Here is an 18,156-nt window from a genome sequence, read left to right as displayed (position 1 = left end):
AGTTAGCCTTAAAAAGGAGTAAATAGATGAAGATCAGAAAACTATCCAGGGAAGAACACGTTTTGACAAGGCCGCTCTATGAAGAAGTGTTTCCAGATGACAGCGGCAGCTTTGTAGATTATTATTACACAGAGAAGATAAAAGACAACAAGATATATGTGATAGAAGAAGACGGGGACATCCAGGCGATGCTGCACCTCAATCCTTATGAGATGAGTGTAAACGGCAGGAGGCAGACGGCGCATTATATTGTGGCGGTGGCCACGAGGGCGGCTTACCGCAGGCGGGGCTATATGGGGCTGCTTCTGAACAGCGCGCTCAAGGCAATGTATGAGGCAGGCGAGACGTTCACCTTTCTGATGCCGGCGGCGGAGGCGATCTATCTGCCCTATGATTTCCGCACGGTGTATGAGCAGAAGAGAAGCTTCTGTGCGTGTGCAGACGGGCAGCGCCCGGATGAAGCATGTGCGGATACGGACATCCGCGAACTCTCATATGGAGAATGCCAGGAGCTCGCAGAGGCTGCAAACCGGTATCTGGAGAGCCGTTACGATGTCTTTGCCGTCCGAAGCGCCGCCTATTATGAGCGGCTTAAAAAGGAGTACGGTGCAGACGGCGGGAAGCTTATGCTGTACCGGCGGGACGGAGTGATCACGGACTGCCGCCCGTATGTTCCGGAAGTAGAGACAGGCAGGCCGCTGATCATGGTGCGCCCCGTCGACGCGCGCCGGCTGCTCATGAGCCTGAGCCTCAGAAGCCTGACTGCAGTATGCTTCTGCATCACAGACCCTGTCATAGAGGACAACTGCCGCTGCGTCGTTCTCACAGGGACGGAGCATTCCGGTGTCATGCTGATGGAGGGGAAGGAAGAGAACAGCGAAGGTACGATTCCCATATCCGTTCTCGGTGAACTTATATTCGGCGCATGCACGGCAGAGGATGCATGCAGGAGAGAAGGGGCGCACATGTCGGAACGCATGAAAGAGGAACTGAACAAAGTCATACCACTGTCAGAAATATATATCAACGAAGTTGTGTAAAGGAAGGAGAACTGTATGGATCCAGTGACCGTAAGAAATATAAAAATAGGAGAAGGACGCCCCAAGATCTGCGTCCCGATCGTGGAGACAGGAAAAGAGGAGATCGCTGCACAGGCCAGAGCTCTGGCTGATCTTCCGCTGGATATGGCGGAGTGGAGGGCAGACTGGTACACAGACGCAAAAGACTGCGGCAAGGCAGTGGAGACCGCCGCACAGCTCAGGGAAGCGCTCGGAGATATTCCCCTTCTCTTTACCTTCCGGACAGCGAAGGAGGGCGGCGCTGCACGGATAAGCGAAGCAGAATATGTACAGCTCAATACGGCGGTGGCCCGGTCCGGATATGCGGATCTCATTGACGTGGAAGTATGTTCCTTTGCCGGACAGGCACGCAGTATCATCAGAGAAGTACAGAGCGCAGGAGTCAAGGCGGTGGCATCCAGCCATGACTTTGATAAGACGCCGCCGAAGGAAGAACTGCTCGGCAGACTGCATTATATGAAGGAGCTCGGAGCGGATATATGGAAGATCGCCGTCATGCCGAACTGCGGCCGCGATGTGCTCACGCTCCTTGACGCCACACTCACGGTGAGGGAAGAGCCGGACAGCCGCCCGGTGATCACAATGTCCATGGGAAGCATGGGCACGGTAAGCCGACTGGCGGGAGAAGTCTTCGGTTCTTCGGTCACATTTGCGGCGGCAGGCAAAGCGTCTGCGCCGGGGCAGGTAAATGTCGACCGGATGGTACAATTTCTGGAAACCCTGCATGTTTAGAAAATCTTTAGTTTTTTATCAGGCCTCCCTTTAGAATCCGATAGTAAGGTAATACTACAAGGTGCAAAAGGGAGGTGTTATTTATTAATTCCGGATGTGGCCTGAGGCCATACAGAACATATGAGATGAGGAGCGGACGACGATGGAAATGAATCATGTATTGATAGTGGAAGATGACAAAGAGATCAGAGAAGGTGTTGAGATATATCTGAAGAGCCAGGGATACGAGGTATACCAGGCAGCGGACGGCAGAGAAGGGCTGGAAGTGATTGAGAGAGAAGACATACATCTGGCGATAGTGGATGTGATGATGCCAAGGATGGACGGCATCACCATGGTGGTCAGACTGAGAGAGAAGCATGACTTTCCGGTTATCATGCTGTCGGCTAAATCAGAAGAAGTGGATAAGATCATGGGACTTAATATCGGAGCAGATGATTACGTCACGAAGCCGTTTACGCCGATGGAACTGCTGGCGCGGGTGAATTCCCAGCTGAGAAGATACCGTAAATTTGCTGAGAAGCTGAATGAAAAAGAAGCCTCTGCCAATGTCCATGTCATCGGCGGACTGGAGATCAATGAAGACACGGTGGAGGCTGCAGTGGACGGAGAACCGGTGAAACTGACGCCGATAGAGTACAAGATACTGCTTCTGCTCATGAAGAGTCCGGGCAGAGTATTCTCGGCGGAGGAGATATATGAGCGGGTGTGGAATGAACGGGCCATAACGACAGATACGATCATGGTACACATCCGAAATATCCGTGAGAAGATAGAGATCAATCCAAAAGAACCAAAATATTTGAAGGTGGTGTGGGGCGTTGGATACAAAATTGAAAAACAGGCATAAACTTGCCGTCGGTATGATCGTAATAATGATACTGTTGTCCGCATGTATTATGATAGGCCAGTACGACCAGTCATACAGAGACAGCCGCAGGACAGAAGAGAAGGTAAAGGAAGGCTACCTCCATTCTGAGGAGTTTCTTGATTTATTTCTGAAAAGCAACTATGCTCTCTACAATATAGAGGAGGCAGGGAATCTTCAGGACAGCAGTCTGGACGAAAACTATCCTTCGCTGATGGATAGTTTTAAGCAGATATATCCGTATACCGAATATCAGGTGCAGGACGCCGGCGGAAAGGTGATCGATAAAAGCCTTGCAGGTTCTGCGGAGAAATTAAAAGATTCTGACATGGACAGATACGCGGTTGGAATCGTCATCTCATACGACAAGAACGGTACGCCGTCTGTGACGTCGGTCACCGGGGAGTATAAAGACAGTCAGATGATAGAACTGAAAAGGCTTATCAGCAATATGTCCGGCGAGGATCTGTATGCCGACTACGCCATGGAATATGACGCCCCGCAGCTTCTCCGGCCCGCAGACAGGACTTACACATATGTAATGTCCGAGCAGAACCTTAACGATTTTCTCGACGAGACACTTGGCTATTACGGCTTTGCTCCGGATGCCATTGTCTACGGCATTTTTGCCCTTATACTTCTCATGTGTCTGGCCGCGGTATATTTTCCGAGCCGCCCGTCTTTTCACACAGGAGAAGAAAAGATATTCCATGTGCCTTTCGAGGCCGCGGCCGGAGTACCCTTGATCTCATTCTGCCTTATTTTGTCCAATGTGGACGTCATACTGGGCAGAAATAAAGGGATTCCCGATATGGCGGACTTTGTGCTGTGGACGTTCTTCTTTGCATCGGTCTACTGGGGAGCGTGCTGTCTGCGGCAGATCAAAGTGCTTGGGATCCGGGGGTACGTGCAGGAAAAAGTGCTTGCCCTTAGGCTCTGGCGTGAGACAAAAAAACTGGGAGGGCGGCTCTGGGAGTGGTGCAGGGAGAAGATGAACAGACTGTACCGGTCCATGGATGAGATCGACTTTAATGACAGGAGCAACAAGATCATCATAAAGATCGTACTCATCAACTTTGTGATACTGCTCGTGCTCTGCTCCCTCTGGCTGTTCGGGATCATCGGCCTCATCGTATATTCTGTCCTTTTGTTCATTGTACTTAAGAAGTATTTTAACGATCTGAAGGATAAGTACGCGCTTCTTCTAAAGGCTACGAACAAGATCGCGGAAGGCAACCTGGACACAGAGATAGAAGGCGATCTCGGCGTATTCAGTCCGTTCCGCACAGAGATCGAAAAGATACAGAACGGTTTTAAGATGGCGGTGAACGAGGAAGTTAAAAGCCAGAAGATGAAGACGGAGCTTATCACGAATGTCTCCCATGACCTGAAGACGCCGCTGACTGCGATCATTACGTATGTGAATCTTCTGAAAGAAGAAAAAGACGAGGAGAAACGGCAGTCTTATATCAAGGTGCTGGAGCAGAAGTCAAACAGGCTGAAGCTGCTCATAGAGGATTTGTTTGAGATAAGCAAGGCGAGCAGTGAAAATGTGACGCTGGATCTTATCAATGTAGATATTGTCAATTTGTTCAAACAGGTCAAACTTGAACTGGAGGATAAGATCGAGGAGGCGAAGCTTGAATTCCGCTTAAGTTATCCGGAAGAAAAACTGGTGCTCAGACTGGACAGCCAGAAGACATACCGGATATTTGAGAATCTGCTCGTAAATATCGTCAAGTACGCCATGCCCGGCACGAGGGTATATATAGAGCTTCTGCGGGAGGGAGACGACGCGGTGGTGCGGATGAAAAACATATCGGCCGCAGAACTTGACTTTAATCCGGATGAGATCACGGAACGTTTCGTGCGCGGGGACGCATCCAGAAATACAGAGGGCTCAGGTCTCGGACTCGCCATAGCGAAAAGCTTTGTGGAACTGCAGGGCGGAAAGCTTAAGATAGAGACGGAGGCAGATCTTTACAAAGCAGAGATCCGGTGGAAAATGTAAAAAGTTGCAGGATAAGCAGAACTTATGAAAAAATAATATATTATAATTTTTACGAATCGTTATTCGGTGCTATACTATACTCGAAAGCGAGGTAAGAATTATGTATGATATTTGTGTGATAGGCGCAGGTCCGGCAGGGATCAGCAGCGCGGTGTACGCGGCGAGCCGCGGGCTTGAGACGGTGGTTCTGGAAGAAAAAGAAGTAGGAGGACTGCTCGGCGGCGTGTCGACAGTGACCCACTACTCCGGTATCGTTGAAGGAGAGACCGGGGCGTCGTTTGCAGAGCGGCTGAAGCGTCAGGCCGAGTCATACGGTATTGACATACGAAGAGAAAAAGTATTGTCGGCCGAGTTAGAGGGAGACGTAAAGACGATCGTGACAGATGCGGGGACATATAAGGCAAAAGCAGTGATCATCGCCGCGGGAACAACGCCGAGAAAGCTCGGGATACCGGGAGAGAAGGAACTTTGCGGGCACGGTGTCGGAATGAACGCGGCGAAGGCGGCAGAAAAGTATGAAGGCAGGGACGTCTTTGTCGTCGGAGGCGCCGACGGAGCAGTGAAGGAGGCGCTCTTTCTTGCAAAATATGCAGGGAAGCTTAGGATCATCCATTTTGAAGATAAGCTCGGAGCGATCCCGGAATTTGCAGAAAAGGCAGAGAAGGCAGAGAACATTGAACTGCTGCTGCATACAAGGCTTGTGGAACTTACAGGAGAGAAAGAGGTGGAGGCGCTGAAACTTGAGGATGTGCATACCGGTCAGACGCAGATCATCCGCTCCGAAGGCTGCGGTGTGTTTATCTATGCGGGCTCCACGCCGAATACCGGGATCTATCCCGGGCTTTTGCAGGAAGACGGCTATCTTGTGACAGACAGCAGGCAGCAGACGAATGTACCGGGCGTCTACGCCGCGGGAGACATCTGTGTCAAGCAGGTGCGCCAGGCGGCAACGGCGGTGGCCGACGGAGCGGTGGCGGCGATCAACGCGGCGGCGTACTGTAAGAATAATGAATAAGTGATGGAGAAAAAAGCAGTGTTGACAAAAACTGCTTTTTCTCATATTATATGATATATATGGTAAAGACAGGGAACGAAGAGAGTAATATGTACCGGAACTAACAGAGAGAAGCTGTCACTGGCTGAAAGCAGTTTTGAGGGAAGGACATATGAAGTGCATTCGGGAGTCGATTCGGCGAACAGGTCACACAAGTAGCCGGATACGGGTCACACACGTTACGTGTATCGAGTGGAAGCACCGGCTTCTACAAGAGTGGAACCGCGGGCAGACCCCGTCTCTTGATCTGTGTTAAGAGACGGGGCTTTTTTATTTCAGAGGTGTTGATTATGGGTATAATATCCTATGTAAGAGAAGAAGTGAAAGTAATCAGGGAACGAGACCCTGCGATCAAATCGAATATGGAAGTGTTCCTGTATCCGAGCTTCAAGGTTATACTGAGATACCGGATCGCCCATAAGCTGTACCGGAAAAAGCACTTTTTCCTGGCCAGATGGATCTCTCAGCGCGCGGCGAGAAAGACGGGCATAGAGATCCATCCGGGAGCCAGGATCGGGAAGGGGCTTTTTATCGACCACGGGAGCGGAGTGATCATCGGGGAGACGACGGAGATCGGGAACAATGTCACCCTTTACCAGGGAGTGACGCTTGGGGGGACCGGAAAAGAGCAGGGCAAACGGCATCCGACGCTCAGAGACAATGTGATGGTGAGCGCAGGGGCCAAGATACTCGGTTCGTTTACGATCGGGGAGAATTCCAAGATCGGCGCCGGTTCGGTCGTGCTCGAGGAAGTGCCGCCCAACTGTACGGTAGTGGGCGTGCCGGGCCGGGTGGTCAAGATGGGCGACCAGAGGATCCCGCGTGTGGATATGGACCAGGTGCATCTGCCTGACCCGATCAGCAACGATATCCGGGAACTTCAGAAGGACAATATACGTATGCACCGTCAGATCCAGGAGATGGAGAAGCGCATGAGGTGTATGCGGGAAGACAATATAGTAATATTGAAAGAGGAGGAAAAGGAATAATATGAAACTGTTTAACACACTGACAAGAAAAAAAGAAGAATTTGTACCGGTGGAGGAAGGAAAGGTCAAGATGTACGTGTGCGGGCCTACGGTCTACAACTTCATCCATATCGGCAATGCGAGGCCGATGATCGTGTTTGACACGGTGAGACGGTATTTTGAATATAAGGGCTTTGATGTAAATTATGTATCCAACTTCACTGATGTGGACGATAAGATCATTAAAAAAGCCATCGAGGAAGGCGTGTCCGCGGATGAGATATCCAAGCGGTATATCAAAGAGTGCAAGAAGGATATGGAGGGCATGAATGTAAAACCGGCCACAAAGCATCCGCTCGCCACGGAAGAGATATGCGGCATGGTGGAGATGATAGGGTCGCTTATCGAGAAGGGCTATGCTTACGAAAAGAACGGGACAGTGTATTTCCGCACGAGGAGCTTTAAAGATTACGGGAAGCTCTCCCACAAGAATCTGGATGACCTGCGCACCGGAGAACGTTCTCTTCTCGTCACCGGGGAGGATGAAAAAGAAGATCCGCTTGACTTTGTCCTCTGGAAACCGAAGAAGGAAGGGGAGCCGGCATGGGATTCCCCGTGGAGTGACGGCCGTCCCGGCTGGCACATCGAGTGTTCCGTCATGTCAAGGAAATACCTCGGTGAACAGATCGACATTCACGCAGGCGGCGAGGATCTCGTATTTCCACATCATGAAAATGAGATCGCCCAGAGTGAGGCGGCCAACGGGAAGGAATTTGCGAAATACTGGATGCACAACGCGTTCTTAAATATCGACAACCATAAGATGAGCAAGTCTCTCGGCAATTTCCGCACGGTCAGGGAGATCAGCGAACAGTATGACCTGCAGGTGCTCCGGTTCTTTATGCTGAGCGCCCACTACAGAAGTCCGCTGAACTTCAGCGCGGATCTGATGGAGGCGTCCAGGAACGGGCTGGAACGTATCGTCAATGCGGCCGGCAACCTGAAGTTCCTCATGGGCAGCGCAAAGAGTGAGGAAATGACTGCCCAGGAGCGGGAGGCTTTTGCAGGATCGGAGGAGTTTGTCAAAGGCTTTGAGGCGGCGATGGACGATGACTTTAACACGGCGGACGCTGTGGCGGCAGTGTTTGAGCTTGTGAAATATATCAACACGACGGCGGATGCGCACAGCTCCAGAGCTTATCTGCAGGCGCTGCTTTCCCGCCTCGTAAAATTAACGGATGTATTGGGGTTGATTGTTGACAAAAAAGAGGATATGCTGGAAGAAGAGATAGAAAAGCTCATTGCAGAGCGCCAGGCGGCGCGAAAGGAAAAGAACTTTGCGCGCGCGGACGAGATCCGCGGCACTCTGCTTGAGAAAGGGATCATATTGGAAGATACACGTGAAGGAGTAAAATGGAAAAAGGCATAGAATGGCAGTTTGATTCGTATATGCGCGAGATTTTTCAGATGAAAGAGGTGGATATGAAAGAGTATTCACCTCTTACTTTGGCGTATATAGGGGACAGTATTTATGATCTGATGATCAAGAGTCTCGTGGTCAATGAGGGCAACAGGCAGGTGAACAAGCTTCATAAGGAGACAAGCGCCTTTGTGCAGGCTTCCGCCCAGTCGCAGATGATGCGGACGCTGCAGGGGCAGCTGACCGAGGAGGAACACGCTGTCTACCGAAGAGGCAGGAACGCAAAGAGTGTGTCACCTGCCAAAAACCAGTCGCTGACAGATTACAGGCGGGCCACCGGCTTTGAGGCGCTCATGGGATATCTGTATCTCAGGCGGGACTATAAGCGGATGCTTGATCTGGTCAAGCTGGGACTGGACAGTATAAAAGGAGAAAATGAATGAGTGAGATGAAGGAAAGTGAATTGATGATCGAAGGGCGCAATGCGGTGCTGGAGGCATTCCGCTCAGGCAGGCCGATCGATAAGCTGTTCGTGCTGGACGGGTGTCAGGACGGTCCGGTGCGCACGATCGTAAGAGAGGCCAAAAAGCACGATACGGTGCTGAACTTTGTGACAAAGGAACGGCTTTCGCAGATGTCGGAGACCGGCAGGCACCAGGGCGTTATCGCATACGGCGCGGCCTATGAATATGCCGGGGTAGATGATATGCTTGCCCTGGCAGAAGAACGGGGCGAAGACCCGTTTATCTTCCTGCTCGACAACATCGAAGATCCACATAACCTTGGCGCGATCATCCGTACCGCCAATCTTGCGGGCGCCCACGGGGTGATCATTCCGAAGCGGAGGGCGTCGGGGCTTACGGCCACGGTGGCCAGAACGTCGGCCGGAGCGCTGAATTACACACCCGTGGCGAAGGTGACAAACCTCGTAAAGACGATGGAAGAACTGAAGGAAAAGGGACTCTGGTTTGTCTGTGCGGATATGGACGGAGAGTCCATGTACCGTCTGAACCTTACAGGGCCGATAGGGTTAGTGATAGGAAATGAGGGCGAGGGAGTCGGACGTCTTGTAAAGGAAACGTGTGACTTTGCGGCAGGAATCCCGATGAAGGGGAATATAGATTCTCTCAATGCATCGGTAGCTGCAGGAGTGCTCGCCTATGAGATTGTACGGCAGCGCATTCAGAAGTAGAGAGGTGCAGTTATGTCTGACTATGAAACAATGACAGACGAACAGTTGATCCGTAATTTGAGAGCCGGGGACAAGGCGATCGTCGATTACATTATGGACAAGTATAAGAATCTCGTACGGAAAGAGGCCAATGCCATGTATCTGCTGGGCGGGGAGAACGACGACCTCATCCAGGAGGGCATGATCGGCCTGTTCAAAGCGGTGGAGGACTATGACGTGGAGCAGCAGGCGTCGTTTTTCAGCTTTGCCAGGCTGTGCATCACCCGGCAGATGTACTCTGCCATCGAGGCTTCCCGCAGAAAGAAGCACAGCCCGCTGAACTCATATATATCGCTTTACGACCAGGAGGATGAAAAGGGTTCTCTGCTGGAGACGATGGAGGCCGGGGGCGAGAGCAATCCGGAAGAACTGTTTTTGAGCAAGGAGTATGTATCCCTGCTGGAGAGCGAGCTGGAGGAACAGCTGAGCGATCTGGAGAGCAGGGTGCTCTATCTGCATCTGATGGGGACAGATTACCGCACGATCGCCAAGCTTATCGACAAAAGCCCGAAGACCGTGGACAATGCGCTGCAGCGCATTAAGAGCAAGACGGAAAAGATTCTCGCGAAAGAGGGCAGAAAATAGGTGAAAGATATTGACAAACTGTCATGTGATATTGTATATTATTAACGTTGCATATCGCATGCATGTGCTGCCTTGGCTCAGTCGGTAGAGCGTCGCCTTGGTAAGGCGGAGGTCGGCGGTTCAAGTCCGCTAGGCAGCTTGATTACTCCCTTTCAGGGAGTATTTTTTTTCGTAATGTGAGAGAGGGTATGTCAAATGAAAAAATCAACAGTTATGACGGAAGGGGTCATCTGGAAGGAGATTCTGTTTTTCTCCATTCCGCTGATCCTCGGGAATCTGTTTCAGCAGCTGTACAACACGGTGGACTCGATCATCGTGGGAAATTATATCGGAAGCGAGGCGCTGGCAGCAGTCGGCTCCAGTTCTTCTATCATCAATCTGCTGATCGGGTTCTGCATCGGCGCATCGGCCGGGGCCGGTGTTGTGATATCGCAGTTTTACGGGGCCGGAGATAAGAACGGCTTAAAAAAGGCAGTCCACACGACCGTCGCCATTTCCATCGCGGCCGGGGTCATACTGACTGTGGCCGGCATCGCGCTTGCGCCGGTCATTTTGAGGGCGATGGGAACGCCGGCGGAAGTATTCAGGGAGGCAGTCGTCTACCTGCAGGTGTATTTCGGAGGCATTGTATTTTCTGTTATTTACAATATGTCTGCCGGCATCCTGAATGCGGTCGGCAACTCCCGGCGGTCTCTCGTATATCTGATGATCGCGGCATTTTCCAACATCGTACTCGATATTCTGTTTGTCATCGTACTTAAAATGGGGATCGTCGGGGCCGCGCTTGCCACAGACATAAGCCAGCTCCTGTCGTGTGTCTTCATTATATTATATCTTGTAAAAAGTAAAGAGGTGTATCATGTAAATATAAAGGAGATCCGTTTTTATGATAATCTCCTGTCCAAGATCATCCGTATCGGGCTGCCGACCGGAATACAGAATATCGTGATATCTTTCTCCAATGTGATCGTGCAGTCGAGTGTCAACAGCTTCGGAGCTGTCGCGATGGCGGGCTTTGCCGCATATATCAAGATAGACGGGTTTAACATACTTCCTGTCTTAAGCTTTGGAATGGCGGCGGCGACATTCACAGGGCAGAATGTGGGGGCGGGCAAGTATGACAGGGTGAAAAAGGGGATGTACGTCTCAGTCGGCATGGGCGTCGTCTACACGATTTTGACCGGCATACTTCTGCTTACCTTTGCGCCGCAGGTGATCGGCGTATTTACCAAGAATCCGGATGTGGTGGGCTACGGGGTCTATATTATGAGGTACTTCTGTCCGTTTTACTGGCTGCTCGGCATACTGCAGGTGCTTTCAGGGACGATACGGGGCGCCGGGAAGACGCTGGAGACGATGCTCGTCTTTCTGTTTTCTCTCTGTATCCTGCGTGTTGCCTGGATATGGGGCGCGCTTGCCATAGAACATAAGCTTGACTGGGTCATGACGGCATACCCGGTGTCATGGCTTGTGGGGGCTGTGCTCATTCTGCTGTACGCCTGGAAAGGAAACTGGATGCCCGGAAGGAGGAAGAAAGACGCCGCCATGCCGCTATCATCATAAAGGCGCTTCTGACCCTGAAAAAACGTGTATGATCGACCTTGTTCTGCCTATTATTTTATGATAAGATAAGGAACATAAACGCTACAGAATCCATAAGGAGGACTATAAATGGGAGAAGAGACAATTTCCAGAAATTTTATTGAACAGGAGATAGATAGAGACCTGGCGGAGGGGGTATATACGGAGGTCTGCACGAGATTTCCGCCGGAGCCGAACGGATATCTCCATATAGGACATGCCAAATCCATTCTTTTGAATTATGGGCTGTCACAGAAGTATGACGGCACGTTCCATCTCAGGTTTGACGATACAAACCCGACGAAAGAAGACACAGAGTACGTGGAGTCTATCAAAGAGGATGTAAAATGGCTCGGCGCAAACTGGAAGGAACACCTGTATTTTGCGTCCGATTACTTTGACGTCATGTACGAGTGTGCGCTCAAGCTTATAAAAAAGGGAAAAGCGTACGTCTGTGATTTGAGTGCGGAAGAGATCAGAGAGTACAGGGGAACTTTGACGGAACCGGGAAAGAACAGTCCTTACCGCGGCCGCACGGTGGAGGAGAACCTTGCACTGTTTGAGGCCATGAAGAACGGGGAATATAAGGACGGAGAGAAAGTGCTCCGGGCAAAGATAGATATGGCCTCCCCCAATATTAACATGCGTGATCCGGTCATCTACCGTGTCGCCCGTATGTCACATCACAATACCGGGGATAAATGGTGTATCTATCCGATGTACGACTTTGCCCATCCGATCGAGGATGCGGTGGAGAAGATCACGCATTCTATCTGTACTCTGGAGTTTGAGGACCACAGGCCGCTGTACGACTGGGTGGTAAAAGAGTGTGAGTTTGATCCCGCGCCGCGCCAGATCGAGTTTGCCAAGCTGTATCTGACTAATGTGGTGACAGGAAAACGCTATATCAAAAAGCTTGTACAGGACGGCGTCGTGGACGGCTGGGACGACCCGAGGCTCGTCTCCATCGCTGCGCTCAGAAGAAGAGGATTTACGCCGGAGTCTATCCGGATGTTTGTGGAGATGTGCGGAGTATCCAAGAGCCAGAGCTCGGTGGACTATGCGATGCTGGAGCACTGTATCCGGGAAGATCTGAAGCTTAAGAGGCCGCGCATGATGGCGGTGCTTCATCCGATCAAGCTTGTGATCGACAACTATCCGGAAGGAGAAGTAGAATATCTGGAAGTGGACAACAATATGGAAAACCCTGAGCTTGGGACGCGCAAAGTACCGTTCTGCCGTGAGCTTTACATTGAGAGGGACGACTTTATGATAGAACCTCCGAAGAAGTATTTCCGTCTGTTCCCGGGCAATGAAGTGCGGCTCATGCACGCCTATTTTGTCACCTGCCAGAGCTTTGAGACGGACGAAGACGGTAATGTGACGGTCGTTCACTGTACGTATGATCCGGAGACGAAATGCGGCACCGGCTTCACCGGGCGCAAAGTAAAAGGAACGATCCACTGGGTTGCGGCGCCGTACGCAAAACCGGCCCAGGTGCGGCTGTATGAGAATCTCGTGGATGAAGAAAAAGGTGTGTACAATAAGGAGGACGGCTCCCTTAACCTGAATCCGAATTCGCTGGAGGTGCTGGAAAACTGCTATGTGGAGGACAGCTTTGACAGTGCGGAGGGCTGTGACAGCTTCCAGTTTGTACGCAACGGATACTTCTGTATCGACTCGAAGGACTCTGCGCCGGGACAGCTTGTGTTCAACAGGATCGTATCTCTTAAGAGCTCCTTCAGGCTGCCGAAGTAGACGGCCATGAATGAGCTGACGATCAATCTTAAGACGAATTCCGCAACGCCGCTCTATGAGCAGATCTACGATTATATTAAGAATGACATCCAGTCAGGGCGTATACCTTACGGAGAGAAACTTCCCTCCACCCGGTCGCTGTCCGGCTATCTGGAGGTGAGCAGGAGTACGGTAGAGCTGGCGTATGAGCAGCTTCTTTCAGAGGGGTATATAGAATCGAGGCCGTGCAGGGGATTCTTCGTGTCCGAGATCGAGGAACTGTACTATCTCAAGAGGGCAGAGCCGCAGACCGGGAGACGCAGGGCAGAACAGCGGAGCTACCGGTATGATTTTACGCCGAACGGAGTAGATCTGAAAAGCTTTCCGTATAATGTGTGGAGGAAGCTTTCGAGGGAGATCCTGACGGACGACAGGACAGAGCTGTTCCGTTCCGGCGACTCCCAGGGAGAATACAGTTTCCGAAGCGCCATATGCAGTTATCTCTATCAGGCGCGCGGCGTGAACTGTACGCCGGAACAGGTTATCGTGGGGGCAGGGAATGATTATATTCTGATGCTGCTCAGTACGGTGCTTGGCCCGGGACTTAAGGTCGCTTTTGAGGACCCTGCCTATATGCAGGCATACCGTCTTTTTAAGAGCCTGTCCTATGAGACAGTCTCGGTGGGGATGGACCGGAGCGGGATGTGCATCTCGCAACTGGCCGGTGCGGAGGCTGACGTCGCTTATGTGACTCCGTCCCACCAGTATCCGACCGGGACCGTCATGCCGATCGGACGCAGGCTTGAACTTCTCAAATGGGCGCAGGAGCGGGAAGACCGCTATATTATCGAGGATGATTATGACAGTGAATTCCGGTATAAGGGCAAGCCGATCCCGGCGCTTAAGGGGTATGACGCTGACGGAAAGGTCATTTATCTCGGCACGTTCTCCAAGTCGATCGCGCCTGCCATCCGTCTGAGCTATATGGTGCTTCCGGAGCCGCTTCTTGATGCGTACAATAAGAAGAGCCGTTTTGTCAATTCAACCGTTTCCAAGGTAGATCAGCTTATCGTCCAGAAGTTTATCGAAGAGGGGTATTATGAGCGGCATCTGAACAAGACGCGGGCGCTCTATAAGAGCCGGCACGACGTGCTCATTGAAGAACTGAGACCGCTCCTTGACATCTGCAGCATATCCGGGGAGCATGCGGGCGTACATCTGCTACTGACATTCAGGAACGGCCTTATGGAGAGAGAATTGATCGAGAGGGCGGCAAAGAGGGATATACGTGTGTACGGCCTTTCGGACTATATGATACAAGGTACGAAGGAGACAAGCCGTACTGTACTGCTCGGCTATGCGAATCTGACGGAAGAGCAGATAAAAGAAGCAGTCCGTATTCTTGCGGACTGCTGGAGATAAACAGTGTTTAAAATGGCAGGCGTCCGGGAACGGAGCCTGCCACATATAGTTTCTTAGTCTTATTTATCTTCCGGTGCAGGATCAGAAGCAGCGTCAGCGCCGGTGTCTTCCTCCGCTTTGCCTGACGGGTTCAGCGGTACATATTCCCGGTCAGCCGCTGATTTCAGATCATTGTCGAGGTCAAAATCTTCATCCTCGAAATCATCTTCAAATTCATCTTCCTCATCGCACATATTTTTCTTCTTAAAATAATAGACAAGTCCTGCAACCGCGCTTCCGATCGCTGCAAGCCCCAGTAATCTTTTACCCCACTTGGACATAATCATAACTCCTTCCTGAATTTTACATTCATGTACTAATCCTTATTGTAATACTTTTTGCTGAAAAAGAAAAGGGAAAAGGCTTCTTTTTTGGTAAAAAGGGTGCCTTTATCTGTATTGTGGACAGAAAAAAAGTATGTTAAACTGTACAGATAGCAAGAAAAGAAAGGAAGTTACACATTTATGCACAATGAAGCCCGCGGAACAGCTAAAAAAGGGCTGTTCAGGATAATTTTCAGCAGAACCGGAATTATTCTGCTGCTGCTTCTGCTTCAGATCGGTATTTTTATAGGAACAACTATATATCTGACAGAATATATGGCATATATATACGGTGCTTTTACGATACTGGGCATCATCGTCCTTATATACATCATCAATTCAGAGGGAAATCCGGCTTTTAAGATGACGTGGATGCTCTGTGTACTTGCGCTGCCTGTCATCGGTACGCTGTTTTATCTGTTTGCGAAGACACAGTTCGGCACACGCTATATGAAGCACCGGCTGGCACATCTGAAGCTGGAGACAGACCCGTATATGGAGCAGGACCAGAATATCGTGGACGCCATATGGGCGAGCCGTTCGGCCAACGCGCAGCTTGCCTATTATCTGTCCAACCAGCTTGGATTTCCTACTTACCGGAATACAGAGGTGGAATATTTCCCGCTCGGTGAGGACAAGTTCCGGGCAATGACCGGAGAACTGAAGAAAGCGCGGAAGTTTATTTTTCTCGAATATTTTATCGTGGAAGAAGGACGGATGTGGAATACGATCCTCGACATTTTGAAAGAGAAGGTGAGGGAAGGGGTGGAAGTGCGGTTCATGTACGACGGTATGTGCGCCATATCCATGCTCCCGTATAATTACCCGGAACAGATACGCAGATACGGCATCAAATGCAAGATGGTGAGTCCGGTAAAGCCGTTTCTCTCCACAGTACAGAATAACCGTGACCACAGAAAGATCTGCGTGATCGACGGCAAAGTCGGATTCACGGGAGGTGTGAATCTTGCGGATGAATATATCAATGAGAAGGTGAGATTCGGCCACTGGAAGGATACGGCCGTCATGCTGAAGGGCGACGCGGTCCAAAGTCTTACGATGATGTTCCTGCAGATGTGGAATGTGGATGAAAGACGGGCGGAGGGCTACGGCAAGTATCTGACGGAGAAGACGCCGGGCCTGCGCAGAGAACTCGGATATATCATCCCGTACGGGGACAGCCCATTTGACGATGAGAATGTAGGGGAAGAGGTATACTTCCATATACTGAATCACGCGAAGAAGTATGTACATATTATGACGCCGTATCTCATTCTTGACAATGAGATGATAACGACGCTGACCCGCGCGGCGAAAAGCGGGATCGAGGTCGCCGTCATCATGCCCCATATACCGGACAAGTGGTATGCGTTTGCCGTTGCCAAAACATACTATAAAGAACTCATTGAGGGCGGCGTACAGATATTTGAATACACGCCGGGATTTGTCCATGCCAAGATATTCGTATCGGATGACGATACCGCGACTGTAGGCACGATAAACCTGGATTACAGGAGCCTGTATCTTCACTTTGAATGCGGGGTGTTCATTTACAATAATTCGGAAGTGGACAAGATCGAACGGGACTTCCAGAGGACGCTCGCCAAATGTCATAAAGTGACGCTGATGGAAGTGAAGAAAAGGACGATGCTGACAAAGATCATGGGACAGGTGCTGCGGCTGTTTGCGCCGCTCATGTAGATATTAGAAGATCAGATGAATTTTGTTTTACATGAACGGTAAAATATAGTATAATGCTATAGGCAAAGTTATGTTGATAACACAGGAGGAATTGATATGGTTAAAGCAGTAGTAGGTGCCAACTGGGGTGACGAAGGAAAAGGTAAGATCACCGACATGCTCGCCGAGGAGGCGGACATCATCGTGAGATTCCAGGGCGGAGCCAATGCGGGGCATACGATTATAAATAATTATGGAAAATTTGCGCTTCATACATTGCCGTCAGGCGTGTTTTATGACCACACGACGAGTGTGATCGGCAATGGAGTCGCTCTCGATATACCGGTTCTGTTCAGTGAGATACAGTCTGTCATAGAAAAGGGAGTTCCCGCGCCGAAGATACTTGTGTCTGACAGGGCGCAGATCGTCATGTCTTACCACAAGAATTTTGACGCATATGAAGAGGAGAGGCTGGGCGGAAAGTCATTCGGCTCCACCAAGTCGGGCATTGCTCCGTTTTATTCCGACAAATATGCCAAGGTAGGCTTCCAGGTGAGCGAACTGTTTGATGATAAACTGCTGAAAGAGAAGACTGTGCGCATCGCAGAGCTTAAAAATGTGCTGCTGAAACACCTGTATCATAAACCGGAAATCGATCCTGATGAACTATATGATGAGTTACAAGAATATAAAAAGATGGTAGAGCCATATGTATGCGATGTGTCTTTATTCCTGCACAATGCGGTAAAAGAAGGAAAAGAGATATTGCTGGAAGGACAGCTCGGCTCCTTAAAAGACCCGGACCACGGAATCTATCCGATGGTGACATCCTCCTCCACACTGGCCGCCTACGGGGCGATCGGAGCCGGTATCCCTCCGTATGAGATCAAAAAAGTCATCACAGTGTGCAAGGCATATTCCAGCGCGGTAGGCGCAGGTGCGTTTGTGAGTGAGATCTTCGGGGAAGAGGCGGACGAGCTGAGACGGCGCGGCGGAGACGGCGGAGAATTCGGGGCCACGACAGGAAGACCGAGACGTATGGGATGGTTTGACTGCGTCGCTTCCAAATACGGATGCAGAATGCAGGGAACGACTGATGTGGCATTTACAGTGCTGGATGTGCTCGGTTATCTTAAAGAGATCCCGGTATGCGTCGGCTATGAGATCGACGGGAAAGTGACGACAGATTTCCCGACAACGCATCTGCTTGAGAAAGCGAAGCCTGTCCTTGAGACGCTTCCTGGATGGAACTGCGATATCCGCGGCATTAAGGAATATGACAAGCTTCCGGAAAACTGCCGCAGATATATAGAATTTATTGAAGGACAGATTGGTTATCCGATCACTATGGTCTCAAACGGACCTGGCAGAGAGGATATCATATATACGAATCGGGCGGCTGATGTTTTATAAAAGAGAAGAAAGG

General features: G+C 50.6%; 16 protein-coding genes, 1 tRNA gene and 1 other annotated feature. Of the genes, 16 read left to right on the top strand and 1 reads right to left on the bottom strand.

The features are described from left to right. Nucleotides 1-26: 26 nt before the first annotated feature. From LAJLEIBI_RS10100 to pdxR, 14 genes are all read left to right on the top strand, one after another. Entirely contained in the window at nucleotides 27-1,040 is a 1,014-nt protein-coding gene (locus LAJLEIBI_RS10100; RefSeq protein WP_006441731.1) for a GNAT family N-acetyltransferase, read from the top strand. A 15-nt stretch (nucleotides 1,041-1,055) separates the two neighbouring features. Continuing rightward, nucleotides 1,056-1,811, top strand: a complete 756-nt coding sequence (aroD, locus tag LAJLEIBI_RS10095; RefSeq protein WP_006441730.1) for a type I 3-dehydroquinate dehydratase — start codon at nucleotides 1,056-1,058, stop codon at nucleotides 1,809-1,811. 142 nt (nucleotides 1,812-1,953) lie between these two features. Next, nucleotides 1,954-2,661, top strand: coding sequence for a response regulator transcription factor (locus tag LAJLEIBI_RS10090; RefSeq protein WP_006441729.1), 708 nt, complete (start codon nucleotides 1,954-1,956; stop codon nucleotides 2,659-2,661). A 13-nt stretch (nucleotides 2,662-2,674) separates the two neighbouring features. Then, nucleotides 2,675-4,690, top strand: coding sequence for a sensor histidine kinase (locus tag LAJLEIBI_RS10085; RefSeq protein ID WP_006441727.1), 2,016 nt, complete (start codon nucleotides 2,675-2,677; stop codon nucleotides 4,688-4,690). Nucleotides 4,691-4,790: 100 nt separating this feature from the next. After that, nucleotides 4,791-5,705, top strand: coding sequence for an NAD(P)/FAD-dependent oxidoreductase (locus LAJLEIBI_RS10080; RefSeq protein WP_006441726.1), 915 nt, complete (start codon nucleotides 4,791-4,793; stop codon nucleotides 5,703-5,705). 62 nt (nucleotides 5,706-5,767) lie between these two features. Then, nucleotides 5,768-5,990 (top strand) — a binding site (T-box leader). 44 nt (nucleotides 5,991-6,034) lie between these two features. After that, on the top strand, nucleotides 6,035-6,733 hold the full coding sequence (epsC, locus tag LAJLEIBI_RS10075) for a serine O-acetyltransferase EpsC (protein ID WP_006441725.1): 699 nt from the start codon (nucleotides 6,035-6,037) through the stop codon (nucleotides 6,731-6,733). 1 nt (nucleotide 6,734) lies between these two features. After that, complete coding sequence (gene cysS, locus LAJLEIBI_RS10070) at nucleotides 6,735-8,141, top strand: cysteine--tRNA ligase (protein WP_006441724.1); 1,407 nt, start codon at nucleotides 6,735-6,737, stop codon at nucleotides 8,139-8,141. Beyond that, complete coding sequence (locus tag LAJLEIBI_RS10065; RefSeq protein ID WP_006441723.1) at nucleotides 8,126-8,575, top strand: Mini-ribonuclease 3; 450 nt, start codon at nucleotides 8,126-8,128, stop codon at nucleotides 8,573-8,575. Before cysS ends, LAJLEIBI_RS10065 begins: the two co-directional genes overlap by 16 nt. Next, on the top strand, nucleotides 8,572-9,324 hold the full coding sequence (rlmB, locus tag LAJLEIBI_RS10060) for a 23S rRNA (guanosine(2251)-2'-O)-methyltransferase RlmB (RefSeq protein WP_006441722.1): 753 nt from the start codon (nucleotides 8,572-8,574) through the stop codon (nucleotides 9,322-9,324). The genes LAJLEIBI_RS10065 and rlmB overlap by 4 nt, the downstream gene beginning before the upstream one ends. A 12-nt stretch (nucleotides 9,325-9,336) precedes the next feature. Continuing rightward, entirely contained in the window at nucleotides 9,337-9,948 is a 612-nt protein-coding gene (locus LAJLEIBI_RS10055) for a sigma-70 family RNA polymerase sigma factor (RefSeq protein ID WP_006441721.1), read from the top strand. Nucleotides 9,949-10,014: 66 nt separating this feature from the next. Beyond that, a tRNA-Thr gene (locus LAJLEIBI_RS10050) sits at nucleotides 10,015-10,087 on the top strand. A gap of 56 nt (nucleotides 10,088-10,143) precedes the next feature. After that, the gene (locus tag LAJLEIBI_RS10045) at nucleotides 10,144-11,511 is read left to right on the top strand and encodes an MATE family efflux transporter (protein WP_006441720.1); all 1,368 of its coding nucleotides are present in this window, start codon (nucleotides 10,144-10,146) and stop codon (nucleotides 11,509-11,511) included. A 108-nt stretch (nucleotides 11,512-11,619) separates the two neighbouring features. Next, on the top strand, nucleotides 11,620-13,287 hold the full coding sequence (locus LAJLEIBI_RS10040; RefSeq protein ID WP_006441719.1) for a glutamine--tRNA ligase/YqeY domain fusion protein: 1,668 nt from the start codon (nucleotides 11,620-11,622) through the stop codon (nucleotides 13,285-13,287). A 6-nt stretch (nucleotides 13,288-13,293) separates the two neighbouring features. Next, the gene (gene pdxR / locus LAJLEIBI_RS10035) at nucleotides 13,294-14,688 is read left to right on the top strand and encodes a MocR-like pyridoxine biosynthesis transcription factor PdxR (RefSeq protein ID WP_149301913.1); all 1,395 of its coding nucleotides are present in this window, start codon (nucleotides 13,294-13,296) and stop codon (nucleotides 14,686-14,688) included. Nucleotides 14,689-14,747: 59 nt separating this feature from the next. On the opposite strand, the gene LAJLEIBI_RS10030 is transcribed toward pdxR, so the two are convergent. Further along, nucleotides 14,748-15,008, bottom strand: coding sequence for a hypothetical protein (locus tag LAJLEIBI_RS10030; protein ID WP_138263905.1), 261 nt, complete (start codon nucleotides 15,006-15,008; stop codon nucleotides 14,748-14,750). 183 nt (nucleotides 15,009-15,191) lie between these two features. On the opposite strand from LAJLEIBI_RS10030, the gene cls reads away from it, so the two are divergent. Then, nucleotides 15,192-16,751, top strand: coding sequence for a cardiolipin synthase (gene cls / locus LAJLEIBI_RS10025; RefSeq protein ID WP_006441715.1), 1,560 nt, complete (start codon nucleotides 15,192-15,194; stop codon nucleotides 16,749-16,751). Between the two features lie 96 nt (nucleotides 16,752-16,847). Beyond that, complete coding sequence (locus LAJLEIBI_RS10020; RefSeq protein ID WP_006441714.1) at nucleotides 16,848-18,143, top strand: adenylosuccinate synthase; 1,296 nt, start codon at nucleotides 16,848-16,850, stop codon at nucleotides 18,141-18,143. Nucleotides 18,144-18,156 lie beyond the last annotated feature (13 nt).

This window comes from [Clostridium] hylemonae DSM 15053 (genome assembly GCF_008281175.1).
Lineage (GTDB): Bacteria > Bacillota > Clostridia > Lachnospirales > Lachnospiraceae > Extibacter > Extibacter hylemonae.
The sequence above is the reverse complement of the archived record's forward strand: the minus strand, read 5'-3'. Positions and strand labels throughout refer to the sequence as shown.